This is a genomic window from Mesorhizobium sp. CNPSo 4684, assembly GCF_057784315.1.
Genome location: NZ_JBWLUX010000022.1, coordinates 33,275 through 56,352 on the forward strand (window position 1 = coordinate 33,275; position 23,078 = coordinate 56,352).

The following is a 23,078-nucleotide window of genomic DNA, read 5'->3' on the forward strand; positions in this document are numbered from 1 at the left end:
CATGAAGATCACCGCGGTCGAGACCATTCGCATCGAGGAGCGGCCCAACCTTCTCTGGGTCGAAGTTCATACCGACGAGGGCATCACCGGGCTCGGCGAGACCTTCTTCCTGTCGCGCACCGTCGAGGCCTATCTGCACGAATATGTAGCGCCACGGGTGATCGGCCGCGATCCGCTAGAGATCGACCTTTTGTCCGCCGACCTGGTCGGCTATCTCGGCTTCCGCTCCAGCGGCGCCGAGGTGCGCGGCAATTCGGCCTTCGACATCGCGCTCTGGGACATTTTCGGCAAGGTCACCGGCCAGCCGATCGCGCAGCTTCTGGGCGGCTTCAGCCGCCGCTCCATCCGCACCTACAACACTTGTGCCGGCACCGAATACATCAAGGACGCCAAAGGCCAGACGACGGCCAATTACGGCATCGGCGCCGGGCGCGACTATGACGATCTCAACGGCTTCCTCAATCGCGCCGGAGAACTGGCCGAGGAGTTGCTCGAGGACGGCATCACCGCCATGAAGATCTGGCCGTTTGATCACGCCGCCGAAAAGACGCGTGGCAACGACATCTCGGCGGCAGACCTGAAATCCGCGCTGCAGCCATTCGAGAAGATCCGCCGCGCCGTCGGCGACAAGATCGACATCATGGTCGAGTTTCATTCGATGTGGCAGCTTTTGCCGGCCATGAAGATTGCCGGCGCGCTGGAACCTTATGCCACCTACTGGCACGAGGACCCGATCCGTATGGACAGCCTCGGCGACCTGAAACGCTACGAGGCGGTCAGCCCGGCGCCGATCTCGGCCTCCGAGACGCTGGGCAGCCGCTGGGCCTTCCGCGACCTGCTCGAAACCGGGGCTGCCGGCATCGTCATGCTCGACATCTCCTGGTGCGGCGGCCTGTCGGAGGCGCGCAAGATCGCCGCGATGGCGGAGGCCTGGCGGCTGCCGGTCGCACCGCACGACTGCACCGGTCCGGTCGTGCTCGCCGCCTCGACGCATCTGTCGCTCAATGCGCCCAACGCGCTGGTCCAGGAAAGCGTGCGCGCCTTCTACCGCACCTGGTACCGGGACTTGGTGACGGCGTTGCCTGAAGTGAAGAACGGCATGATCACCGTGCCGCCGGGACCGGGCCTGGGGCTGGCGCTCAACCCCGACCTCGGCAAGGCATACACCGTCCAGCGCCGCGTCTCCGACAACACCGACATCTAGGAAATCCAAAGGGAGGAATTGAGATGAAAAAACTGACTGCAACACTTCTGCTTGGCGCCGCTCTTTTCAGCGCCCAGACCGCCGCGCGCGCCGACGGGCTGAACATCGTCTTCACGCACCATTCTTCAGCATCGAACACCTTCTGGCAGGCGGTGAAGAAAGGCTTTGACGACGGCTGCGCCAAGGTCGAGGCCAGCTGCAACATGGTCTTCACCCAGACCGAGGGTTCGATCGAACAGCAGGTCGCCAACATGCGCGCCGCCCTTGCCGCCAAGCCCGACGCGCTGCTGACCTCGATCGTCGACGACCATGCCTTCGACGACGTCATCAAGGAGGCGCGCGATGCCGGCGTGCTGGTGATCGCCGTCAATGTCGACGACACCGAAGGCGCCAAGGGCAATGCGCGCCAGGCCTTCGTCGGACAGGGCTTCAGGCCGGCGGGCTATTCGCTCGCCAAGGCGATTTCCGAGAGCTTCCCGAAGGATGGCCCGATCAAGGTGTTGGTCGGCATCTCGGCGCCCGGCCAGAACTGGTCCGAAAGCCGCGGCGCCGGCGTGATGCAGTTCCTCGAAGAGTACAAGGCTGCGCACGCCGACCGCGACGTGTCGTGGGAGCGCATCGACAGCGGTACCGACCTTGCCATCACCTCCGATCGTGTCGGCGCCTATCTCAATGCCCATCCTGATACCACCGCTTATTTCGACACCGGGTTCTGGTGCGCCGGCGTTGCCCGTGTGCTGCAGGATCGCGGCGTAGCGCCAGGCAAGGTCCTGCTTGGCGGCTTCGATCTGGTGCCCGAGGTGCTGCAACAGATGCAGAAGGGCTACGTGCAGGCGCTGGTCGACCAGCAGCCCTACATGCAGGGCTTCATGCCGGTGATGGAGGCCTATCTCAATAAGAAGATCGGCCTGGCGCCTTCCGACATCGACACCGGCCAGGGCATTGTGCGGCCCAACGAGGCCGACGCCATCATGGCGCTCTCCGCCCAGGGGATGCGCTGACAACGCAGCGCCAGTGAACGGCATTGCATCGGCGGCGCTGCGCGCCGCCGATGCGTCAACAGAAGTTCGAATTCCTGGAGCCTGACGTGAAGCGTCTGTTCAAGACCTATCTCGAAAAGCCGGAGCTGGCCGGTCTGATCCTGCTCTTGCTGCTGATCGTGGTGTTCCAGATCCGATCGCATGGTGTGTTCCTCAACCAGGACAATCTGCGCGGCATTCTCGGCATCCTGCCGGAGGCCGGCCTCGTTGCCATCGGCGTCACCATCCTGATGATCAGCGGCGAGTTCGACCTCTCGGTCGGCTCGGTGTTCGCGCTGATGCCGATGACGATGGCGGTGCTGATGCTGCATGGCGCCCCGTTCCCACTGGCGCTGCTCGCCGGACTGCTTGTCTCGGCGGCGATCGGCTTCATCAACGGCTACGTCACCATCCGCTTCGCCATACCGAGCTTCATCACCACGCTCGGCATGCTGTTCATGGCGCGCTCGCTTACCGTCGTCGTCTCGGGCGGCTTCCCGCCGCTGCTCCCGGCCGACCTGCCGAACTGGCTGTTCACCTCCTTTGTTGGGCCCGGCAACATGTTTCGCACGTCCTTCCTGTGGTTTGCCGGCACTGCGGTGCTGACATCGCTGATGCTTTCGCGCACCAATTTCGGCAACTGGATCAAGGCCACCGGCGGCTTTCCGCCGGCCGCCGCCGCGATGGGCATCCCGACCGCCAGGGTAAAGATCATCTGCTTCATGCTGTGTTCGATGCTCTCCGGCTTCGCCGGCATGCTGCAGGTGCTGCGGCTGGGCTCGCCCTTGCCTTCGATCGGCGAGGGTATGGAACTGCAGGCAGTGGCCTCCGCCGTCATCGGCGGTGCTTCGCTCGCCGGCGGCATCGGCACGGTCATGGGCGGCATCATCGGCACAACGCTTATCCGCGTCATCGACAACGGCCTCGTGCTCAGCCATGTCGACGCCAATTGGTTCAAATTCGCCATCGGCTTCCTGACCATATTCGCCGTCGTCGCCAATGCCTGGATGCGCAAGCGCGCCAAGGCCATCAAGATGGAGAACTAAAGCGATGGCCGACGCGATCATCTCCGTGCACAACCTCCACAAATGGTATTCCGGCGTCCATGCGCTGAAGGGAGTGACGCTAGACTTCACCCGCGGCGAGGCTCTTGGGCTGGTCGGCGACAATGGCGCCGGCAAATCGACCCTCATCAACATCCTCTCCGGTGTCCACACGGCGGACCAGGGCGAGATCAAGGTCGAGGGCAGGGCAGTCCGCATCGCCAAGCCGCGCGACGCTATGGATCTCGGCATCGAGACGATCTACCAGTACAATTCCATGGTGCCGACCATGTCGATCGCCAGGAACCTGTTCATCGGCCGCGAGCCGACCTGGTTTTCGGTCTTCGGCGTCGGCTTGCTCGACCAGAAGAAGATGGCCAGCGAAAGCATCCGCGCAATTGCCAATGTCGACCTGCACCTGCGCTCGCCAGATGCCCTTGTTGGCGAGCTTTCCGGCGGCCAGCGGCAGGGCGTCGCCATCGCGCGGGCCATGCATTTCAAGTCGAAGGTGATGATCCTCGACGAGCCGACCAACCATCTCTCCGTCAAGGAGACGAAGAAGGTGATCGGCTTTGTGCGCGGCTTGAAGGAGCAAGGCATCACCGGCGTCTTCATCAGCCACAACATGCATCATGTCTTCGAATGCTGCGACCGTGTGGTGGCGATGGCGCGCGGCGAAATCGTGCTGGACAAGCGGATCGCGGAAACGTCGATCGATGAAGTCCACGGCGTTCTCTGAGAGGTGGCGGCAATGAAGGTCCTTGCCGATCGTGTCGTGCTCCTGACCGGCGGCCTTGGCTCGCTTGGCCGGGCCCAGGCGGTGACGCTGGCGCAGGCTGGTGCGCGCGTGCTGGTGCTCGACCGCCCCGATAGCGAGGACGGGCCGGGGATTGCCACGGCGCTGGCCGCGGAGGCGGGCGGCGACGTCGCTTTCATCGGCTGCGACCTCAACCGGCTTGCCGAGGCGGAAGCCGCGGTGGCGGCGCTGGCGGCGAAGGAAGGCGGGATCGATGTCCTGATCAACAACGCTGCCCTGATCATCAACCGGCCATTCGAAGCGTTCTCGCTGACCGAGTATGAGGATCAGATCCGCGTCAATTCCTCGGCCGCCTTCGCGCTGGCGCGGGCCTGCGCGCCGGGGATGAAGGCGAAGGCCTACGGCAAGATCATCAACTTCTGCTCCATCACGCTCAATGGCCGCTGGGATGGCTACGTGCCCTACGTCGCCTCCAAGGGCGCGATGCTGGGCCTCACCAAATCACTGGCGCGGGAGCTTGGGCCGCTCGGCGTCCGGGTCAACGCCGTATCCCCTGGCGCGGTGGTTTCGGAGGCCGAGGCGCGTGTGTTCGGCGACCGTCTGGCGCAATACAACGACTGGATCCTGGAGAACCAGGGTCTCAAGACGCGCATCGAGCCGCATCATGTCGCCGATCTCGTCCTGTTCCTGGCATCGCCTGCTTCGGACATGATCAGCGGCCAGAACATTGCCATCGACGGCGGCTGGTAAAGGGATGGCCGGCCTGCTGGAGCTGCGCGACAGCCGCGCCCGTCTCGTCCTGGCGCCACAGAAGGGTGCGGCGATCGCGCGCATCGACGCACTGGTCGGCGGCGCACCGGTGCCGCTGCTTAGGCCCGGCGATGGCACCGGCACGTCGGGCTGTCAGGTTCTGGTTCCCTGGTCGAACCGCATTTCAGGCGGCGGCTTCGAGTTCGACGGCCGCTTCCATGCCGTCGAGCCGAATGTGGCGGGAGAGGCCTTTCCGATCCATGGCGACGGGTTCCAGAGGGAGTGGCGGATTGCCGGCCACAGCGCCACCGAAGCGGAACTGATCCTCGACGCGGGCGGGATCGGTCCCTACCGATACTCCGCGCGCGTCGCCTATGCGCTGCATGACGGGGCCTTGGATGCCACGCTCACCGTGGAGAACCGCGCCGGCATTCGCCTGCCTTACGGCCTCGGTTTTCATCCGTGGTTTTCGCGCAGCGCCGCAACGACGCTTGAGGCGAAGGCGGCGCGGGTCTGGTTGGAGGACAAGCGTCATTTGCCGACCGGCGTGGCGCCCGTGGCCGATTACCCCGCGTGGAATTTCTCGCGCGCCTCCCCGCTGCCGCGAAGCTGGGTGAACAACGCCTTCGATGGCTGGGACCGCCGCGCCAGGATAACCCGGCCCGAGGACAGGATCGCCATCTCGCTCACGGCCTCATCGGCGCTCGACGTCTTCATCCTCTATTCGCCGTCGCAGGACGCCGATTTCTTCTGCTTCGAGCCGGTGTCGCATTCCGTCGATGCCCATCACGGTGAGGGGCTGACCCCGCTTGAGCACGGTGCGACGTTGAGTGCAAACATGCGGCTTGATTGGAGTCCCCTCGCTTCGCGCTGATGTGAAACAGGCCCGCACAACCGTTCTCCGCCCCCTTGGCGACCGGTCGGGTGAAGGGCTCCTGAGCCACAGCAGAGCTTCACGTACACACCCACTCACGAATCTTGCATTTCTGTCCACTCCGTTCGCAGGCCTGCAGCGTCAGGTCTTCGGCCTTTCGGCGTGTTTGCGCCGTCTCCGCGCCCCAGCTGGTGGATTGTCCGCTCGTCTTCTCGCCCACCGCGAGCGCGCCGCAATGATTGTAGGGAAAGCCGGTGTTGTCGTCGTCGTCCCAGTGACGATGATTGCGAAACACGCTCACCACGGCGCAGCTGTCGCCGCCGGCGTTCTGGCAATGCTTGAGGGCGATGTCCATCGCCTCCTGACGCTTGTCGGCGCCCCAGAAGAAGCCGTGCTTCCCGTCTGGGTTCGAATAAGCGATCGCCGCCCAGATTCCTTTCTCTTCCTGGGCCGGGGGCTCGGGTACGTCCGCCGCGGGGGCGAGGTCCGCCGCAGCAAGCCGCGCGGCACAGGCCAACAGCATGCCGATTGCCGCAATGGCGGAATTCACCCTCATTGTACGCCTCCTTGTTTTCCTGCTGCCGAGGCCACGGAAATGACGACGCAGCTGTTGCCTGTCGGCAGCAGCATCGCGTTGCCCCCTCCATTGGCCAGTTCATAGACGCTGATTTGTCCAAGATCGTTGGCAAGCTTGCTGCCTTTCGGAAGCAGGGCCGGAACGTCGGCGCAATTGGCGGCGAACGGCGCCACCCTGACCATCGTACCTTCGCATACAGATGCGGTGGGTGCTGCGAACACCAGGCCCGCGGCCGGGCCGCTATAGCCCTGCGTGGCATAGTTCATGCCGACCAGGGCTTCCACGACATGTTTGTCGGGGGCCTCGTTGTTCCAGATCGACTGAACGCTGTAGGTCGTACCGGTCGTCAGCATCTGCCCAAGGGCTGGAAAAATGTTGGAACAAGACTGCAAACCGGCCTGTTTGGCGTGTTGCAGAAATGGCGTGTCGGCCAGTGCCGGATCGGGCTCGTTGGTCTCCGCGACCGCCGGCTGCGTCAATAAATTGCGGACCAGGCCGTAGCGCATGGCTGCGAAGCCGGCCGCGGCGACGACGGCAATGGCGAGCAACGAGAAGACAGTGGTCTTCGCCAGGTTTCGTTTCGGCCTGCTCCGGTCATCGATGCCGACTTGAACAGCATCCTTTCCCTGGTTGCGGGACATTATCCGGTCATGGATCGGTTGCTGGTTCATCGCAATGCCCTCTTCAATTGATCGCCTCGACGGCCGCGGCCAAGCCCTTGAGGGTTGCGGTCACGTTGATCGTTCTGCCATCCGTCGTCGGAAAGGAGATGACGGATGCCGCGGCCTTCGAAATCTGTTCGCGCATGATCGGACCAACCGGCAGCATGCCGACGCAGACGGCTTGATTGCATCCGTCGAGTTGAATTTTTATCGGCTCCTTGCGCCCCTCGAATGTCAGCGAGACAGGACTGTCGCTCTTGGCGATCGGCGGGGTGCGCAAGATCATGTAGGGGTTGCCTTCCTTGGTAGCGGCCAGCGACCAGCTGAACGCAACCTGTCCTGCCTGGTCCTCGATGATCTGGGTGACGTTGCAGACCTTTTGGCGCGCCTTCAGGTTCTCGTCGCAGATCAGCGTCCAGTTCTCGAACGGACGGGTGGTCCGTTGATATTCGCCAAGCTTCGCATCCGCAGGCACCGCGACGTCGGAAGGTTTTACCCTGTAGCCGGAACGGATCGCTTCCTGCCCGGCCGCAAACGAGCCGGACAGGAGCATTGACGTCATGGATATCGCCACAGCAAGGACTGCCTGCCTGATCATGGCCGGGCTCTAGTTCAGCGTAAGGCTGACGCCCGCGCCGACACCCCAGTTCCCGCCTGCTGTCGTGCCGGACAGGTTTGCTCGAACACGTCCCTCCTCGCTGGTGTAGCCGGCGCCGAAGGAGACGGCGCCTTCGCCGCGCCAATAGCCGCCGCCGGCCGCCACGCTCAGCTTGCCGGGACGGTCGTCATAGCGCAGCGAGGCGGCCGCCAGGCCGATCGCGGCGGCCTGGCGTGCTTCGCCCCGAACCTCGCCCATGTCCATGTTGAGCTGGCTGAGTTTGGAGTCCGCATACGCGTTGGCCTGCTGCAGCGTCGTGGTCGCCACCTGGTTGGTATAGGTCTTGGAATCCGCCAGCGTGGTCGACAGGCTGTTGTTGAGCTGCTGCACGTTGACCGCATCGGTGTTGGCAACGCCCGCCCCGACATTGTGGATGACCACCGGCGTGTTCGGGTCGCCGCCGGCAAGGGTAATCGAGTTGGATTTGCTGCCGTCCCCGTTCTTGTCGTATTGGACCGCAAACTCATTGAGATCGCCGACGCTCCCCTGCATGGCTTCGACCGCCTGGTTGGTGGCGTAGAGCTGGCTGCCGTTGATGGCGTCGGTGGAGGTGCCGCTGATCCGGCCCGCTGCGACATTGGTGACGGTGCGCTCCTTGCCGACGTCGCCGACGCTCACCGTGCTCGTCGGAGCTGTTCCGGCAAAGGTGTAGTTGACGCCGTTGATCGTGGTGCCGGTGGTAGCGACCGCCGCCGCCGTCGTCGAGCCTGCGCCGAGCGCGACGCTGCCCGGCTCGTTGGCCTTTGCGCCGGCGCCGAGCGCCACTGCCTGGGCCCCGTTGGTGGTCGCGTTGGTGCCGAGTGCGATGCTGTCGGCCTGGTTGACGGTCGAATTCTGGCCGATCGCGATGCCCCCCGGCGCCGTCTGTTGCACGATGGCGCCGTTGCCGATGCCGATGCCGTTGTCGCCGTTGACGGTAGTGCGCGGACCGACCGCAACCGAGTCGACCCCAACCGCAAGGGAGTCGGACGCGGTCGAATTGGCATGGAAGTACAGGCTTCCCGTCACCGCGAACGAGCTCAGCGCCCCCTTCAACTGGCGCAGCGTCACCGCGTCCTGATCTTCGGTGCCGTCGGCCACGTTGATGATCTGGCGATAGGAGGTGGACGTGCCGACCGAGACGGCGCCGAGCAGGCTCATATCCGCGGTGTTGTAGGGAATGAGGCCGGTGCCGGAGAGGATCGATCCCGATACCGGCGCGACCGCCCGGTCCGAGATCGAGCCGGCGCCAAGCGCCACGCCGCCAAGGACGGTGGCCTGGGTGCCGCGGCCGAGCGCCAGCGCGTCGCCGGCGGAAGCGGTCGCCTGGTAGCCGAGGGCGGAGGAGCCGACCCCTTGAGCGAAGGCGTCGGTGATCGGCAGGGTGCTGTCGTTGGTGCGCACATAGCGGATGCCGTCGCCATTGGCGTCGGTGTAGGCCGTGGAGGTGTCGCCGGCAAAATTGTTGATCGTGTTGCCGAGAGTGGTGATGTCGGCTGTGTTGGTGGTGATGTCGGCGGTGTTGGCCGCGATATCGGTGGTGTTCTGCGTCACCTGCTGGTTGGTGGCGAAGAGCTGCGAGCCGTTGACGGCATCGGTCGAGGAGCCGTTCAACTGCCCGGCCGCGACATTCTGGATCTGGCGCTCCGCGCCCACCGAGCCTACCGAGAACGCGCCGGCCGGCGTTCCGCCGGCAAACGTGTAGTTCACGCCACCGATCGTCGTGCCGCCAACCGCCGTCGTGGTGCCGGAGACCGAATTCAGGCCGATCGCGACGTCGCCGGCGTTGTTGGCCACGGCATTCGGGCCGACGGCGACGGAATCCGTGCCCAGCGCCTGGGAGTCCGCCAGTGTCGAGTTGGCGTGGAAATACTTGATGCCGCCGCCGGTGCTGATGCTGTTGATCGTGTTGCCGAGAGTGGTGATGTCGGCGGTGTTGGCGGCGATATCGGTGGTGTTCTGCGTCACCTGCTGGTTGGTCGCAAACAGCTGCGAGCCATTGACCGCATCGGTCGACGAGTTGCTCAACCGTCCGGCCGCGACGTTCTGGATCTGGCGCTCCGCGCCGACCGAGCCGACCGAGAACGCGCCGGCCGGTGTGGTTCCGGCGAAGGCATAGTTGACGCCGCCGATCGTCGTGCCGCCAACGGCCGTCGTGGTGCCCGAGACCGAATTCAGGCCGATCGCGACGTCGCCGGCATTGTTGGCCACAGCATTCGGGCCGACCGCGACGGAATCCGTCCCCAGCGCCTGGGAATCCGCCAGCGTCGAATTGGCGTGGAAATATTTGATGCCGCCGCCGGTGGTGATGCCGTTGATCGTGTTGCCGAGATTGGTGATGTCGGCGGTGTTGGCGGCGATGTTCGTCGTGTTCTGCGTCACCTGCTGATTGGTCGCGAAAAGTTGCGAGCCGTTGATCGCGTCGGTTGATGAGTTGCTGAGCCGGCCGGCCGCGACATTGGTGATGGTCCGCTCCGCGCCGAGCGCTCCGACGCTGACGGTGCTCGTCGGCGTCGTGCCGGCGAAGCTGTAGGCCGTGGTCCCGATCGTCGTGCCGCTGGTGCCGACAGCCACGTCGGTCACCGAGCCCGAGCCCAGCGCGACATCGCCGGAGCTTGCCGCCGCGGTGGTGCCATTGCCCAGCGCGACGTTGCCGACGAAGCCGGCCGCACCCGCGGTGGAACCGTTGCCCAGCGCCACCGAGCCTTGCCCGATCGCCTTGTTGCTGTTGCCGATGGCGACGGCGCCGTTGGCCATATTGGCCGCGGTGGCGCTCGCCGTCCCATCGCTGTTGGCGATGTTATTGGCGCCGCCGGTAAAGGCGCCGGTGCCGCTCGCATAGCTAGGATCGCCGATGGCGACCGCGCCGTCGCCATAGGCAACGTTGTCCGCGCCGATTGCCACCGCCTTGCCGCCGCTTGCGTACGCGCTGGTGCCGATGGCGATCGCGTCGGCGGTGTCCGCGCCGGCGGCGGTGCCGATGGCGATGGCATTGACGTCGAGTGTCACCGCGCCCGCTCCGATTGCTGTCGAACTCGCCGCTGCCGCGACGGACGTAATGCCAAGGGCGATGGAAGCATCACCTGAAGCCGTAACCGAACGGCCGCCCGCGAACGCACCGGCACCGGTGGCCTTGGAGCCGGCACCAACCGAAGTGGAGAACGCTCCGCTAGCCGTGGCGCCCAATCCCAGCGCGGATGCGCTTGAGGCGGTGGCTGTGGCGTTGTTACCCACCGCCGTGGTGGAGACGTCCGTGGCCTGGGCTCCAGATCCCGCCGCGACCGACCCTACTCCACTCGATACAGCCGAATTGCCCAGAGCCAGTGCAAAATTGCCCGAAGCCGTGGCGACGTTGCCGAACGCCGCCGAGTTTGCTGCCGAAGCATTTGCCTGAGGCCCCATGGCGATGGCGTTGGTGCCGGCGGCCTGGGCCTGGAAGCCGACGGCTGCCGAACTGGCGCCGCCGGCCGAGGTACCGATGCCGAGCGCGGTGCTGCCGACTCCACCGGCGTTGGCGCTGACGCCGGCGGCGAGAGAATTGTCTCCTATCGCATTGGCTCCGGACCCGAAGGAGGAGGCGTTTATGCCGCTGGCAGCGGCCTGGCGTCCTACGGCAGTGGAATTGGCGCCGCTGGCGACGGATCCCCAGCCTGCGGCTGTCGCATAATTGTTGCTGGCCGTGGAACTGGTGCCGAGGGCAGTGGAGTTCCCACCCGAAGCAACGGAGAAGGTGCCCAAGGCGTTGGCACCAGCCCCGAGGGCTTGGGCCTGAACACCGAGCGCGACTGAATTGACGCCGCTTGAGACCGTACCTTGCCCCAGCGCCATCGCGCCGCCAGTGCCTGTGGCTTTCGCGTTCAGGCCAAGAGCCACCGAATATTGCGCCGACGCAACGGATGCACGTCCTACCGCGATGGCGTCGGCCTGGGATGCCGTCACATCCGTGCCGATGCCGATGGCACTCTGAGCCAGCGCTCCCGTTCCTGCGGCGGTGCGCGAGCCAAGATAGATGGAGTTTATCTGGGTCGCGAGCGACTGGAAGCCGATCGCGACGGCGTTCTGGGCGCCGGCGTTGGCATTGGTGCCCTCGGCAATGGAATCGGCTCCGTTTTGCACGGCCCCGGATCCAAACGCGATACCGCGCACGCCGTTTGCCGTGCCCCCGCCGCCGAAAACCTGTGCCGATGCCGGGGTGGCGATGCTCCCGAATGCGATCGCGCCCAGCGCCGCCGCCAGCATCCGTCCACTGCCGAGCGCACCAAGCCCCAGACCTTTGCGGCGCATCCCGAGCACGCGGCACGCGTTGCGTAGCACCGCCATCAGGCGGCGACGAACCGAGCGGCTGTCGGCCGCGCCCGCGATCCAGCTTCCGACAAAGCTTGAAGAAGGTTCGATCCTTGCCCGCCCCTTGACGTATCCGGTCATGCTACTTTTCCCTCGCAATTGCCGAGGCGCCCTGATGTGCCGCATCATTCGCCTCGACGACCAAAAAATCCTTGAAATTACCCGTCGTCTCTCGCAGCGAGAGACCTATCTTCGCACCTTGTTTTTCAATCAGCTGGCAGGCGCTCGCGACCCATGGCTGCGTCGGCTCAGGAACCGTATGCAACGCGGCTTCGGTCCGCTCCGGCGACAGGTTTATCGCCACCAGCGCGCGGCAGAGGTCGAAATGAAATCCCGGGTCGCCTTCGCCACAAGCCGGAGAGGTTAGTCCAAGCACGAAACAGGCCAGGAGGTGGTCGAGTTCCGCACCGCTGATCCGGCTGGCATACTGGCGCTGCAACGCGGCCCAAGCCGCTTCGGCCTTGGGTGCGAAGACTTCGATTTCCGCGAATTGAATGTCCATGGGACAATCCGACATGCTGCTTCATCTGGTTGCCCCCGCCCCAAATGACTTCCCATCGCGACCATGAGCACGTTCGCGGTGTCTGTATTTTGGAAAAGTCCGGAATCTTTGTAGGAAAATCCGGTCTTTGAGCGCTGAGCGGGCAGGTGTGGCCGCTCTGCCACGCAACTTTTGGCTGCGGAGACGCGCCGCGGCAAATATCACCGCTGCAGCTTCACCTGCTTAGGGGTTCTGCTGCGGTATTTGGACATGGTGACGGTCAGGTGGCTCTGGTCTGAAAAGCCGCTCAGATGCGCGACTTCGGCTATCGACAGCTCGCTTTCGACGAGAAGTTTCTCGGCGAAATCGAGACGCAGCCGCAGCAGATATTTGTGCGGCGGCTCGCCGAAGGTTTTCGTGAATGCCAGGATGAAATGGCTCGGCGAAAGGCCGGAGAGTGCGGCTAGCTCGGCCACCGCGATCTTGCTGGAAAAATTTACGTCCAGGAATTCCCGCACCCGCCGGGCGCTGCGGTTCGACAGACCGCCTTTTGGGCCTTGTGGCAACTTTCGCGCTCCTGCGTAGTTCCGAAGCAAATGGACGCCGAACATGGTGACCAACGAATCGACATAGAACTCGTTTGGAGTTTCCCGATCCGTCAGTTCCACCTTCAGCAACTGCGCGAGTTGCAGCGCCTGGAAATCGACGGTCCCGAACGGCGGCGGTTGAAGCTCGGCATGGCCGGTGCCGAATTCACGCGTTGCCAGCTCGAAGAGACTCTCGGGGGTGAGCGCCACGATTACGCTCTCCGTGGTGGATGACCGTGTCACCTTGCCGCCGAGATCGGCTGGGACGATCATGATCATACCGACGTCGCCGTCATATTCGTGGACTTTGTCGCTGCCCAGCGATGCCGCTATCCCGGGTGAGGGCGCAAGCAGAACGGAACCGAAATGTTCCGCCGCTTTGAATGTATGTGATCCCGGCCCATGAACGACATGAGCGGCACCGCCTCGAAACGTGACCAGGCACCGCCCCGCGCTTTCCGGAATTCCGTCGAAGATGCGCCGATCCGCGCGCCGCCGGTCGGCGCTTTCCAGGACGTTGCCTCTGTTTTGCATCTTCGTCTCTGCCACGACCACGCGCCGATCAATCCAATCCTGTGTTGTATGGAGGCGCCCAGAATTCACGCTTGTTCCTGGGCGTTCCTTCGAACCTTTAGAGGTGTTGCTTTGTATTGAAAAGAAAATTTTCAGGAGAAATCAAGACTTTGGCGGGACTTGGTCTATAAATCTGCATATTCCGTTGTTTTAGCGCGAACTAATCTGACGATTTTCCGATCTTATCTTACCATTTTGTGCCTAGTTGTTGTGCATCGGGCGCCACTTCACAATCCAGCGTTGCATGCAGAACATAAATCGCGCGGCCATCGCCGAACCTGCTCGGCCTATGCCGCCATTGCGACGGACGCGCTGCCTCGCATGGTGGCCCCTTTTCCGACCAGCGCTTTCGAGGATTTGTCCAGGACGCGCCGAGCTACCCGATCGGTGACCGTGCAGTGACCCCGATACAGAATTATCCGGTTCGCGCAGGGCTGTTAGAGATCGCTTCGACGTTTCTCGTACAGATCCCAGGACAGCTCAACCATGGCGAGAAGAACATCCTCCCGGCTCCACCCGGCGGCAACCGCGGCTTCGACAATTTCGCGGACGAGCGGCAGCAATTGGCGCTCGCATTCGGCCGACAAATTGACCTCGGCGCTGTCGGCAGGCGGACTATCGAAATCGAATCCCACCATTGGCGTTCCCCCGCCATCAATGATCTAATGAAACGTATATACCCGCAATTCTATTCCCGCCTAATATACATGCATCGGAGACGAAATACAGGCGAGTCGGAATTGACGGTGCACGGGCGCGTCGATTACGCCGGCTCCATAGCTCGTCTGGAAGTCTTCCTTGGCCTCCTGCGGCCGACCTGGCATCTCTTGGATGCGGAACCCGGGCATTCGCGTAAAGTTATCGGAATCTGCCGGAATGTCCCAAATGGATCATCGGCTCCCCGGTGACGCACGGAGCGCGAAATCCGGTGCTCAGGCCGCCGAAAATGACGAGGGTTTGGGACGATCCGAACCGGGAAAAAGCAGGGACAGCGGAATCCCACTGCTTGACCCAGAATCGGAAAAGCTGCCGATCAGTTCACCGGGCCGAGCAGGACAGAACCGTCCGGCACGCCGCCGTCGATCGGAATGGCTGTGCGGTTTGCGCTCGCCACCATCGGCTGGCCGATATCGGACGTCACGATGACCGGGCTCTTCGAGGGCACGCGGTCGTAGAGGTCGATGATGTCCTGGTTTATCAGGCGCACGCAGCCTGACGAGACGGATTTGCCGATCGAGTTCCATTCCGGCGAGCCGTGCAGGCGGTAGAGTGTGTCGACATTGTCGTGGAACAGATAGAGCGCGCGGGCGCCGAGCGGGTTCTTGAGGCCGCCGGGCATGCCGCCATTCTTGGCGCTGTATTGCTCCAGTTCCGGTTGCCGGGCGACCATCTCATCCGGCGGCGTCCATTTCGGCCATTTCTGCTTCCACTGGACGACGGCGTCTCCCGACCATTCGAAGCCGGCGCGGCCGAGACCGACGCCGTAACGGATCGCCTGGCCGCCCTCGCGCACCAGATAGAGGAAATGGTTGGTCGTATCGACGATGATGGTGCCCGGTCTCTGGCCGGTCGGATCGGGAACGATCTGGCGCAGGAACTGCGGGTCCATCTTCTTGATCGGGATAGCTGGGAGGTCGAAGCCGCTGTCCGAAATCGGGCCGTACATCGTCGCGTAGTCGCCGAGCGGCGGATCGACATAAGTCGGCGGCGGCTCGACCGGCGCCGGCGCTGGTTCGGTGGTGGTGCAGGCGGAGACCGCAATCGAGGCGGCGCCAAGGGCTGCGGCGTTCAGAAAGCCGCGACGGCTCAGGCGATAGGGGTCGATTTCGGTCTTCAACATGGTTGCCTTTTTTAAGTCTCAAGTCGCAAGAAAGCGTGAATGCTTCCAGGCGGCGCAGTGTTGGTCTCCCCCAATGCCTGGGGCGATAGGCGGTTCCGATTCTGGCCTGAGGGTGGACAAACAAAGGCGAAGCTGTGACCGTCATGCCACTGTTGCTTTGAGGCAACAGAGCCCTTGAGCAGTTCATCGTTTCACAGAAACGCCGACTGCTCTGCGTCTTTCCTTCTGCGCAATTTTCCAAGGGAAAGCGCTGCGCGCTTTTCCCGGGAAAACCGTTTCACACTTTTCCTGGAATTGCTCTAGCCGCCTGTCAACAATCCTTCCAGCGACGGCAGGATCAGCGCCGGCGGGAAGTCCCTGTATTCCTCGGGCTGGTTGGCGCGGTTGATCCACACGGTGCGAAAACCGAATTTGGTCGCGCCGGCAATATCCCAGCGATTGGAGGACTGGAACGAGACCGCGCCGGGATAGAGACGCCAGCCCGTCGCCACCATGTCGTAGGTCGACGGGTCTGTCTTGAAGCGCTTGACGGCATCGACGGAAAAGATGTCGTCCAGCACCTGGTCGAGGGCCGCCGACTTGACCGCTGCTTCCAGCATCTCGGGCGAGCCGTTGGAGAGGATTGCCAACTTGGCGCCGGACGCTTTGAGCGCCTTTAGAACGGCCGGCACTTCCGGATAGCAGTCGAGCCGCCAATAAGCTTCGAGCAGCTTGGCCTTCAGCCCCTTGTCTGCCGAAGGGACCTTGCGCAAGGCAAAGTCGAGCGCCTGTTCGGTGAGCTGCCAGAAATCGGCATAACCGCCCATCAGCGTGCGCACCCAGGAATATTCCAGCTGCTTGGCGCGCCAGATTTCCGACAGCAGCTGGCCGTCCGGCCCGATCTCGCCGTCGTGACGGCGCACGGCGGCGTGCACGTCGAACAACGTACCGTAGGCGTCGAAAACGTAAGCCGCGTAATGCATGGCGACAGTTTTGAGGGCAGGCGGGGCAAGGTGCAAGCATCGATTGCAGACTTGATCGCTTTCTGGGCTCGCTGGCCTCAACAAAATCCGCTCCATGCCGGTTGACGGCGCCCGCCAAAGCATCTTCCAATGATACCAGACAGGCAGCATCGAAGCGGAACCGAGCAATGACACTGGCGACTGCGGCGCAATCGGCGACATGGACCTTCGTCGACGGCGACTGGTACGAAGGCAACGTCGCCATCCTTGGGCCGCGCAGCCACGCCATGTGGCTTGCCACCAGCGTCTTCGACGGCGCCCGCTGGTTCGAAGGCGTCGCCCCCGACCTCGAACTGCATGCCGCCAGGGTGAATGCTTCCGCGATCGCGCTAGGCCTCAAGCCGTCGATGAGCGTCGACAAGATCGTCGGCCTGACCTGGGACGGGCTGAAGAAGTTCGACGGCAAGACGGCGGTCTATATCAGGCCGATGTACTGGGCCGAGCATGGCGGCTATATGGGCGTGCCGGCCGATCCGGCATCGACCCGCTTCTGCCTTTGCCTCTACGAATCGCCGATGATCTCGCCTACCGGGTTTTCGATCACCGTCTCGCCGTTCCGGCGGCCGACGATCGAAACCATGCCGACCAATGCCAAGGCAGGCTGCCTCTACCCCAACAATGGCCGCGCCATTCTCGAAGCCAAGATGCGCGGCTTCGACAATGCACTTGTGCTCGACATGCTGGGCAATGTCGCCGAGACCGGAACCTCCAACATCTTCCTGGTCAAGGACAGCCACGTGCTGACGCCGGCGCCGAACGGCACTTTCCTGTCCGGCATAACCCGCTCGCGCACCATGACGCTGCTTGGCGACTATGGCTTCAAGACCACCGAAAAGACGCTGTCGGTGCGCGACTTTCTCGAGGCCGACGAGATCTTTTCGACCGGAAACCATTCCAAGGTCGTGCCGATCACCCGCATCGAGGACCGCAATCTCCAGCCCGGGCCGGTGGCCAAGAAGGCGCGCGAGCTCTATTGGGAATGGGCGCATTCGACGCCAGCCGGCTGAGCCGCCGCCGCCTCGTTTGCTGGGCGTTCTTTTTTGACGCAGCATCCTGTCCGCAAAACCGTGTGACACTTTTCCGGAACCCGCTTAGAAAGGAACCGGCGCTTCATTCCGGAGTTGTTCCAGAACAATCCAGCCCTATCTTAATCCGGTATACGCACCGGATTTTTCCATGAGGAGTATGACCGATGGCTTTTGAATTGCCCGCCTTGCCCTATGACTACGAGGCTCTGCAGCCCTACATGTCGAAAGAGACGCTGGAGTATCACCACGACAAGCACCACAAGGCCTATGTCGACAACGGCAACAAGCTGGCCGCTGAAGCCGGTCTTGGCGACCTGTCGGTCGAAGAGGTGGTCAAGCAGTCGTTCGGCAAGAATGCCGGCCTCTTCAACAACGCCGCCCAGCACTACAACCACATCCATTTCTGGAAGTGGATGAAGAAGGGCGGCGGCGGCAACAAGCTTCCCGGCGCCCTGCAGAAGGCGGTCGATGCCGACCTCGGCGGCTACGACAAGTTCAAGGCCGACTTCATAGCCGCCGGCACCACGCAGTTCGGCTCGGGCTGGGCCTGGGTCTCGGTCAAGGACGGCAAGCTGGCAATCTCCAAGACGCCGAACGGCGAGAACCCGCTGGTCCACGGCGCCTCGCCGATCCTCGGCGTCGATGTCTGGGAGCACTCCTATTACATCGACTATCGCAACGCGCGGCCGAAATATCTCGAGGCCTTCGTCGACAGCCTGATCAACTGGGACCACGTCCTCGAAATGTACGAAAAAGCGAAAGCCTGATCGATCCAGAAAGCCCCGGCATCCCCGGGGCTTTTCTTTTTTCAGATCGAAGCGGAGGCATACTGCAAAGCGGCAGTTTCCGTGCGGCGAGCAGGGAATAATCTCAGTCCGCCATCCGTTAACGTCAGGTCGCGACCCCTCATCATCCTGGAGCCAATTGAATGAGAAAGCTTGTCATCGCCATCTCTATGCTCAGCCTCGCCGCCTCGGCCGCCTTTGCCGACCCGATCCTCGACCGACAGGGACTGATGAAGGAGCGCGGAAAACTCGTCGGCGGCTTGTCAAAAATCGCCAAGGGGGAAGCAGACTTCGATGCCGCCGCCGTGTTGACGGCGCTGCAGGCGTTGCAGGTCAATGCCGAGAAGGTCGATGTCGATGCGCTGTTCCCGGCTGGCAGCGACAGCGGTGACACCACCGCTTCGCCGAAAATCTGGCAAGACATGGCGGGCTTCAAGACCACGAACGAGAAATACGTCGCCGACGTCAAGGCCGCTGTCGCCGCCGCACCTGCCGATGTCGATGCGCTCAAGGCGCAGATCGGCACCCTCGGCAACGATTGCGGCACCTGCCACCAGACCTATCGGGTGAAGAAGGGCTGATCCCGGGCAATGGCCCTGTTGAAAAAACTCATCGGCGCCGCCCTTGTCCTGGGCGTCGCCGGCGCCGGCGCCTGCTGGTTGTTGTCGGCGCCAGTGAAACTCGACACTGATACCCTGGCACAGCTTGGCCCCGGCAACGCCGCCAGGGGCAAACGCATTTTCTATGCCGGCGGCTGCACCTCCTGTCACGCCAAGCCGGGCTCGCAAGGCGAGGCCCGTCTCCAACTCGTCGGTGGCCTTGAACTCAAGACGCCGTTCGGCACCTTCGTGCCGCCCAACATCTCGCAGGATCCCAAGGACGGCATCGGCGCCTGGACGGTCGAGGACCTCGCCAATGCCATGCTGAAAGGCGTGTCGCCTTCCGGCGAGCATTTCTATCCGGCCTTTCCCTACGCGTCCTACGCCCGCATGAAGCCGGCTGACATTGCCGATCTCTATGCCTTCCTGAAGACGCTGCCGGCGGTCGCCGGCAAGGCGCCGGACAACTCGCTCAGTTTCCCCTTCAACATCCGTCGCGGTCTCGGCCTGTGGAAGCGGCTCTACCTCAGCAACCAGCCGGTGATCGCCTTGGCCGACGGCACGCCTGACCCGGTGTTGGCCGGCCGCTATCTGGTCGAGGGACCCGGCCATTGCGGCGAATGCCACACGCCGCGCGAACTCAGCGGCGGCACCAGGAAAAGCCAGTGGCTGGCGGGTGCCACCGCCGCCGAAGGCAGCGGCATTGTGCCGAACATCACCTCGGGCGAGGGCGGCATCGGCGACTGGTCGGAAGCCGACATCGCCAATTATCTCGAAACCGGTTTTACGCCCGATTTCGATTCGGTCGGCGGCGCCATGGTCGACGTCCAGCGCAACATGGCCCGGCTGACGCCGGAAGATCGCACGGCAATAGCCGCCTATCTCAAGGCAGTGCCGCCGCATCCCAATGGCTATCCGGCGCGAAGCAAGCCGGCTAAGTGATCCCGACTAAAGGTGGCGGTCACCGAGGAAGTCGAAGCCCGTTTCGAAGAAGTGACTGTAATTGCAGGTCAGTTCCTCGCCGGGCGCGATGTCGCGCAAGGCATAGGTCTCCTCGGGCGAAGAAACATCGCAATTCGGTTCGTCGTCATGGTTCATGTAGCGGGCATCGTCGGCTTCGAAGACGATGTAGTTCGGATCGCGGCGGTCGGGATAGGAATAGCGGTCGAGGTAGCTCTTCACCGGCCCGCTCTCGCCCTCATAGGTTTCAACGTCGATCAGCCGGTCAAAGCGCGGGTCGAGCTTCCAGACCAGCGTGCCCTTGGCAATGTGGGTCTTTGCGAAAACACCGATGCCCTGGATCGGCGATTTCTCGAGATAGGTGTCTACGAGCAACATAGTGGCCCCTTTGCGTATGTCATTGTCTGGAAGGTGGCGCGCATTGGGTAGCGCGCAGCCATTACAATTGCGAGTGAAAATGAGCAGCGCGGAATTCAAAAAGTGATGATCGGCACGCCTCGACTGGGCGCGCCTTTCGCTCCGACATCAGCGCTGCTGCAAGGCCAGACGAACGCCCAACGCACAGTAGATACCGCCGACCACCCTGCCTTGCCATTTCACCACTGATGGATTGCGGCGCAGGAACGTACCGAGCTTCCCCGCGCTTACGGCAAAGACGACTGTGCTGAAAAGGCCGAGCAGAACAAAGATTATGCCCAACGTCATCAGCTGGAGCATTACCGATCCGTTTTCAGGCCGCACGAACTGGGGCAGGAAGGCGAGGAAGAAAAGCGCGGTCTTTGGATTGAGCACCTCGGTCAGGACAGCCTGTCGAAACGCCTTGCCGGCGGAGATCGCCAGCACGCCGGCAGTAGGGTTGGCCGGTGTTCTCTCGATGATCGCGCGAATGCCGAGGTAAACCAGATACGCCGCGCCAATGTATTTTACGATGCTGAACAGCGTTGCCGACGTGGCGATGATCGCCGAAATGCCGACCATCGCCATGACGGTATGGAACACATCGCCAGCCGCGACGCCGGCGCCCGTCGCGATGCCAACCCGGGTCCCGGAACTCGTCGCTCGCGCCACCGTCAAAAGTGTGGCTGGGCCTGGAATGAACACAAAGCCAAGCACAACCGCGACGTAGGCCATCAAGGTGGATAGATCGATCACGACGCCTCCTTCGCAATCTCGGCCTTGCCCATCACCTCAGGTTCGAGCTTGCTCGTAACCTTCAGCGCAAAGGAATAGGTATAAGCGATCTCCTCCAGCCTGGAAAACCGGCCCGACGCGCCGGCATGGCCGGAATCCATGTTGATCTTGAACAGCACCGGATTGGTCCCGCTCTTGCGCTCGCGCAGCCGCGCCACCCACTTGGCCGGCTCCCAATAGGTGACGCGCGGATCGGTGAGGCCGGCCTGCGCCAGGATCGGCGGGTAGTCGTGATCCGCGACATTGTCATAGGGCGAGTAGGCGGCGATGATCCGATAGTCCTCCGCTGATGCGATCGGATTGCCCCATTCCGGCCATTCCGGCGGCGTCAGCGGCAAGCTTGCGTCGAGCATGGTGGTCATCACGTCGACAAAAGGAACCTCGGCAACGATGGCGCCGAAACTGCGCGGCGCCATGTTGGCGATCGCGCCCATCAGCATGCCGCCGGCCGAGCCGCCTTGCGCGACGATGCGATCATGTTGTGTGTAGCGCTCGGCGACGAGGTGCTGCGCGACGGCGATGAAATCGGTGAACGTGTTCATCTTGTGCGCCCGCTTGCCGTTGTCATACCAGCCATAGCCCTTGTCCTTGCCGCCGCGGACATGGGCGATGGCAAAGACAAAGCCGCGGTCGACCAGCGAGAACCAGTTGGTGTTGAAGGCCGCCGGAATGGCGATGCCGTAGGAGCCGTAGCCGTAGAGCAGGCAAGGTGCCGAGCCATCGAGCGGCGTGTCGCGATGATGCAGCAGCGAAACCGGCACCAACTCGCCATCGGCGGCGGGCGCCATCAGCCGGCGCGTGACATAGTGGTCCGGATCGTGGCCGGACGGCACTTCCTGGGTCTTCAGCAGCACTCGCTCGCGGCTGCGCATGTTGTAGTCGAAGACCTGCGCCGGCGTCGTCATCGACGAATAGGTAAAGCGCATGATCTCGGTGTCATACTCATAGGATCCCGACAGGCCGAGCGAGAAGGCTTCCTCGTCGAACGAGATCAGGTGCTCCTCGCCGTTGCGGCGGTCGCGCACGACGATGCGCGGCAGGCCTTCCTTGCGCTCGAGCCTGACCATATGGTCCTTGAAGCCGACCACCGACAGGATCAGCCGGCCCGGTTCGTGCGCCACCAGCTCTTCCCAGTTGGCGCGCACCGGGTCATCAGCCGGCGCCGTCATGATCTTGAAGTCCTTGGCGCCGTCGGCATTGGTGAGGATGAAGAAGATGTCGCCGCCTTCCTCCAGATCATATTGCAGGCCGATCTCGCGCACCGCCACCAGCTTGGGTTCGGCGAACGGCTCATCGGCGCGCATCAGGCGGTATTCCGAGGTTTCGTGATCGTTGATGCCGATCATGATCCATTCGTTGGAGCGTGTGCCGCCGACATCCATGAAGAAGCCGGGATCGGTTTCCTCGTAGATCAGCCGGTCATTTTGAGGGCTGTCGCCGAGCGCATGAAACAGCACCTTGGACGGGCGATGATTGTCGTCGAGCCTGGTATAGAAGAAACCGTCATCGGCGGCATTCCAGGTGCCACCACCACTGGTGGCGTCTATCTGGTCAGGCAATTCCTTGCCGTTGGTGAGGTCGCGCACGCGCAGCGTGAAGAATTCGGAGCCCTTGTCGTCGAACGCCCACAAGAGCTTGCGGTGATCGGCCGAATGGTCAACGCCGCCGAGGCGGAAATACGGCTTGCCCTCGGCTTCCGCGTCGCCGTCGAGGAGGATCTGCTCATCGCCGCCGTCGCGCGGGATGCGGAAATAGCGTGGTTGTTCGCCGCCAAGCTTGAAGGACGAGCCATAGGCATAGGGGCCATCCTTCATCGGCACCGTCGAATCGTCCTCCTTGATGCGCCTCTTCATCTCGCCGAACAGTTGCTTCTGAAGCCCTGCGGTATCGGCCATCAGCACTGTCTGATAGGCGTTCTCGGCTTCGAGATGGGCGCGGATGCGGCTATCGAGCAGGGAAGGATCTCGGAACATCGCCTGCCAGTTATCCGCCCTCAGCCAGGCATAATCGTCGGTGCGGGTGAAGCCGTGATGCGTGTCGAAGACTGGGTGTTTCTCAGGGCTCGGCGGGCGAGCGGTCGGAAAAGCTGGGGTCTTGGTCATTGCGTCTCACTGAAGAAGTTCTTGAATGGCAAATGAACACGCCGATCAGCGCGGGTTCAAGGGC

Annotated in this window: 22 protein-coding genes and 1 pseudogene; 10 read left to right on the forward strand and 13 right to left on the reverse strand. The window is 63.1% G+C overall.

The genetic code is table 11. From position 1 onward, the window contains the following. Nucleotide 1 precedes the first annotated feature (1 nt). The 6 genes from AC04SG_RS20775 to AC04SG_RS20800 all read left to right on the forward strand — a co-directional run bounded on the left by AC04SG_RS20775 (nucleotide 2) and on the right by AC04SG_RS20800 (nucleotide 5,647). The gene (locus tag AC04SG_RS20775) at nucleotides 2-1,204 is read left to right on the forward strand and encodes a mandelate racemase/muconate lactonizing enzyme family protein (RefSeq protein ID WP_488552587.1); all 1,203 of its coding nucleotides are present in this window, start codon (nucleotides 2-4) and stop codon (nucleotides 1,202-1,204) included. A gap of 23 nt (nucleotides 1,205-1,227) precedes the next feature. Then, nucleotides 1,228-2,205 carry a substrate-binding domain-containing protein gene (locus AC04SG_RS20780; protein ID WP_488552588.1) on the forward strand — a complete coding sequence of 326 codons (978 nt, stop codon included), beginning with the start codon at nucleotides 1,228-1,230 and terminating at the stop codon, nucleotides 2,203-2,205. Nucleotides 2,206-2,291: 86 nt separating this feature from the next. Continuing rightward, nucleotides 2,292-3,269 (forward strand): ABC transporter permease, encoded by a 978-nt coding sequence (locus AC04SG_RS20785; protein WP_488552589.1) that lies wholly within the window; start codon nucleotides 2,292-2,294, stop codon nucleotides 3,267-3,269. A 4-nt stretch (nucleotides 3,270-3,273) separates the two neighbouring features. Beyond that, a complete protein-coding gene (locus tag AC04SG_RS20790) occupies nucleotides 3,274-4,005 on the forward strand; it encodes an ATP-binding cassette domain-containing protein (protein WP_488552590.1) in 732 nt (243 codons plus the stop codon). 12 nt (nucleotides 4,006-4,017) lie between these two features. Beyond that, nucleotides 4,018-4,773, forward strand: a complete 756-nt coding sequence (locus AC04SG_RS20795; protein ID WP_488552591.1) for an SDR family oxidoreductase — start codon at nucleotides 4,018-4,020, stop codon at nucleotides 4,771-4,773. 4 nt (nucleotides 4,774-4,777) lie between these two features. After that, entirely contained in the window at nucleotides 4,778-5,647 is an 870-nt protein-coding gene (locus tag AC04SG_RS20800) for an aldose 1-epimerase (protein WP_488552592.1), read from the forward strand. A 79-nt stretch (nucleotides 5,648-5,726) separates the two neighbouring features. Here AC04SG_RS20800 and AC04SG_RS20805 read toward each other — a convergent pair whose 3' ends face one another. From AC04SG_RS20805 to AC04SG_RS20850, 10 genes and pseudogenes are all read right to left on the reverse strand, one after another. Further along, nucleotides 5,727-6,203, reverse strand: a complete 477-nt coding sequence (locus AC04SG_RS20805; RefSeq protein ID WP_488552593.1) for a DUF4189 domain-containing protein — start codon at nucleotides 6,201-6,203, stop codon at nucleotides 5,727-5,729. Beyond that, nucleotides 6,200-6,895: a hypothetical protein gene (locus tag AC04SG_RS20810; protein ID WP_488552594.1), complete on the reverse strand. Its 696-nt coding sequence runs from the start codon at nucleotides 6,893-6,895 to the stop codon at nucleotides 6,200-6,202. The genes AC04SG_RS20805 and AC04SG_RS20810 overlap by 4 nt, the downstream gene beginning before the upstream one ends. A 13-nt stretch (nucleotides 6,896-6,908) precedes the next feature. Then, a complete protein-coding gene (locus AC04SG_RS20815) occupies nucleotides 6,909-7,484 on the reverse strand; it encodes an invasion associated locus B family protein (protein WP_488552595.1) in 576 nt (191 codons plus the stop codon). A 9-nt stretch (nucleotides 7,485-7,493) separates the two neighbouring features. After that, nucleotides 7,494-8,927 carry a YadA-like family protein gene (locus AC04SG_RS20820; protein WP_488552640.1) on the reverse strand — a complete coding sequence of 478 codons (1,434 nt, stop codon included), beginning with the start codon at nucleotides 8,925-8,927 and terminating at the stop codon, nucleotides 7,494-7,496. 117 nt (nucleotides 8,928-9,044) lie between these two features. Next, nucleotides 9,045-11,948 (reverse strand): annotated as a pseudogene (locus AC04SG_RS20825) (beta strand repeat-containing protein); the annotation flags it as partial. 1 nt (nucleotide 11,949) lies between these two features. Then, nucleotides 11,950-12,369: a hypothetical protein gene (locus AC04SG_RS20830; RefSeq protein WP_488552596.1), complete on the reverse strand. Its 420-nt coding sequence runs from the start codon at nucleotides 12,367-12,369 to the stop codon at nucleotides 11,950-11,952. A gap of 200 nt (nucleotides 12,370-12,569) precedes the next feature. Next, on the reverse strand, nucleotides 12,570-13,484 hold the full coding sequence (locus AC04SG_RS20835; RefSeq protein WP_488552597.1) for a helix-turn-helix transcriptional regulator: 915 nt from the start codon (nucleotides 13,482-13,484) through the stop codon (nucleotides 12,570-12,572). 461 nt (nucleotides 13,485-13,945) lie between these two features. After that, on the reverse strand, nucleotides 13,946-14,146 hold the full coding sequence (locus tag AC04SG_RS20840; protein WP_488552598.1) for a hypothetical protein: 201 nt from the start codon (nucleotides 14,144-14,146) through the stop codon (nucleotides 13,946-13,948). Nucleotides 14,147-14,541: 395 nt separating this feature from the next. Beyond that, entirely contained in the window at nucleotides 14,542-15,348 is an 807-nt protein-coding gene (locus tag AC04SG_RS20845) for a L,D-transpeptidase (RefSeq protein ID WP_488552599.1), read from the reverse strand. A gap of 299 nt (nucleotides 15,349-15,647) precedes the next feature. Then, nucleotides 15,648-16,310, reverse strand: coding sequence for a haloacid dehalogenase type II (locus tag AC04SG_RS20850; RefSeq protein ID WP_142866649.1), 663 nt, complete (start codon nucleotides 16,308-16,310; stop codon nucleotides 15,648-15,650). A gap of 167 nt (nucleotides 16,311-16,477) precedes the next feature. On the opposite strand from AC04SG_RS20850, the gene AC04SG_RS20855 reads away from it, so the two are divergent. From AC04SG_RS20855 to AC04SG_RS20870, 4 genes are all read left to right on the forward strand, one after another. After that, nucleotides 16,478-17,356 carry a branched-chain amino acid aminotransferase gene (locus AC04SG_RS20855; protein WP_488552600.1) on the forward strand — a complete coding sequence of 293 codons (879 nt, stop codon included), beginning with the start codon at nucleotides 16,478-16,480 and terminating at the stop codon, nucleotides 17,354-17,356. A gap of 185 nt (nucleotides 17,357-17,541) precedes the next feature. Then, the gene (locus AC04SG_RS20860; RefSeq protein WP_142866647.1) at nucleotides 17,542-18,144 is read left to right on the forward strand and encodes a superoxide dismutase; all 603 of its coding nucleotides are present in this window, start codon (nucleotides 17,542-17,544) and stop codon (nucleotides 18,142-18,144) included. 161 nt (nucleotides 18,145-18,305) lie between these two features. Beyond that, a complete protein-coding gene (locus AC04SG_RS20865) occupies nucleotides 18,306-18,743 on the forward strand; it encodes a c-type cytochrome (protein ID WP_112564124.1) in 438 nt (145 codons plus the stop codon). A gap of 9 nt (nucleotides 18,744-18,752) precedes the next feature. Continuing rightward, nucleotides 18,753-19,703 (forward strand): cytochrome c, encoded by a 951-nt coding sequence (locus AC04SG_RS20870; RefSeq protein ID WP_192256572.1) that lies wholly within the window; start codon nucleotides 18,753-18,755, stop codon nucleotides 19,701-19,703. A 6-nt stretch (nucleotides 19,704-19,709) separates the two neighbouring features. On the opposite strand, the gene AC04SG_RS20875 is transcribed toward AC04SG_RS20870, so the two are convergent. From AC04SG_RS20875 to AC04SG_RS20885, 3 genes are all read right to left on the reverse strand, one after another. Continuing rightward, nucleotides 19,710-20,099 carry an SET domain-containing protein gene (locus AC04SG_RS20875; RefSeq protein WP_112564128.1) on the reverse strand — a complete coding sequence of 130 codons (390 nt, stop codon included), beginning with the start codon at nucleotides 20,097-20,099 and terminating at the stop codon, nucleotides 19,710-19,712. Nucleotides 20,100-20,246: 147 nt separating this feature from the next. Further along, entirely contained in the window at nucleotides 20,247-20,873 is a 627-nt protein-coding gene (locus AC04SG_RS20880) for a LysE family translocator (protein WP_488552601.1), read from the reverse strand. Further along, the gene (locus AC04SG_RS20885; RefSeq protein WP_488552602.1) at nucleotides 20,870-23,014 is read right to left on the reverse strand and encodes a S9 family peptidase; all 2,145 of its coding nucleotides are present in this window, start codon (nucleotides 23,012-23,014) and stop codon (nucleotides 20,870-20,872) included. The genes AC04SG_RS20880 and AC04SG_RS20885 overlap by 4 nt, the downstream gene beginning before the upstream one ends. Between the last annotated feature and the right edge of the window lie 64 nt (nucleotides 23,015-23,078).

Bases quoted from the DNA above. Each gene is read 5' to 3' on its own strand.
- AC04SG_RS20775 (WP_488552587.1), top strand. From the start codon at position 2: ATGAAGATCACCGCGGTCGAGACCATTCGCATCGAGGAGCGGCCCAAC.
- AC04SG_RS20780 (WP_488552588.1), top strand. From the start codon at position 1,228: ATGAAAAAACTGACTGCAACACTTCTGCTTGGCGCCGCTCTTTTCAGC.
- AC04SG_RS20790 (WP_488552590.1), top strand. From the start codon at position 3,274: ATGGCCGACGCGATCATCTCCGTGCACAACCTCCACAAATGGTATTCC.
- AC04SG_RS20795 (WP_488552591.1), top strand. From the start codon at position 4,018: ATGAAGGTCCTTGCCGATCGTGTCGTGCTCCTGACCGGCGGCCTTGGC.
- AC04SG_RS20800 (WP_488552592.1), top strand. From the start codon at position 4,778: ATGGCCGGCCTGCTGGAGCTGCGCGACAGCCGCGCCCGTCTCGTCCTG.
- AC04SG_RS20805 (WP_488552593.1), bottom strand. From the start codon at position 6,203: ATGAGGGTGAATTCCGCCATTGCGGCAATCGGCATGCTGTTGGCCTGT.
- AC04SG_RS20810 (WP_488552594.1), bottom strand. From the start codon at position 6,895: ATGAACCAGCAACCGATCCATGACCGGATAATGTCCCGCAACCAGGGA.
- AC04SG_RS20815 (WP_488552595.1), bottom strand. From the start codon at position 7,484: ATGATCAGGCAGGCAGTCCTTGCTGTGGCGATATCCATGACGTCAATG.
- AC04SG_RS20830 (WP_488552596.1), bottom strand. From the start codon at position 12,369: ATGGACATTCAATTCGCGGAAATCGAAGTCTTCGCACCCAAGGCCGAA.
- AC04SG_RS20840 (WP_488552598.1), bottom strand. From the start codon at position 14,146: ATGGTGGGATTCGATTTCGATAGTCCGCCTGCCGACAGCGCCGAGGTC.
- AC04SG_RS20845 (WP_488552599.1), bottom strand. From the start codon at position 15,348: ATGTTGAAGACCGAAATCGACCCCTATCGCCTGAGCCGTCGCGGCTTT.
- AC04SG_RS20850 (WP_142866649.1), bottom strand. From the start codon at position 16,310: ATGCATTACGCGGCTTACGTTTTCGACGCCTACGGTACGTTGTTCGAC.
- AC04SG_RS20855 (WP_488552600.1), top strand. From the start codon at position 16,478: ATGACACTGGCGACTGCGGCGCAATCGGCGACATGGACCTTCGTCGAC.
- AC04SG_RS20860 (WP_142866647.1), top strand. From the start codon at position 17,542: ATGGCTTTTGAATTGCCCGCCTTGCCCTATGACTACGAGGCTCTGCAG.
- AC04SG_RS20865 (WP_112564124.1), top strand. From the start codon at position 18,306: ATGAGAAAGCTTGTCATCGCCATCTCTATGCTCAGCCTCGCCGCCTCG.
- AC04SG_RS20870 (WP_192256572.1), top strand. From the start codon at position 18,753: ATGGCCCTGTTGAAAAAACTCATCGGCGCCGCCCTTGTCCTGGGCGTC.
- AC04SG_RS20875 (WP_112564128.1), bottom strand. From the start codon at position 20,099: ATGTTGCTCGTAGACACCTATCTCGAGAAATCGCCGATCCAGGGCATC.
- AC04SG_RS20885 (WP_488552602.1), bottom strand. From the start codon at position 23,014: ATGACCAAGACCCCAGCTTTTCCGACCGCTCGCCCGCCGAGCCCTGAG.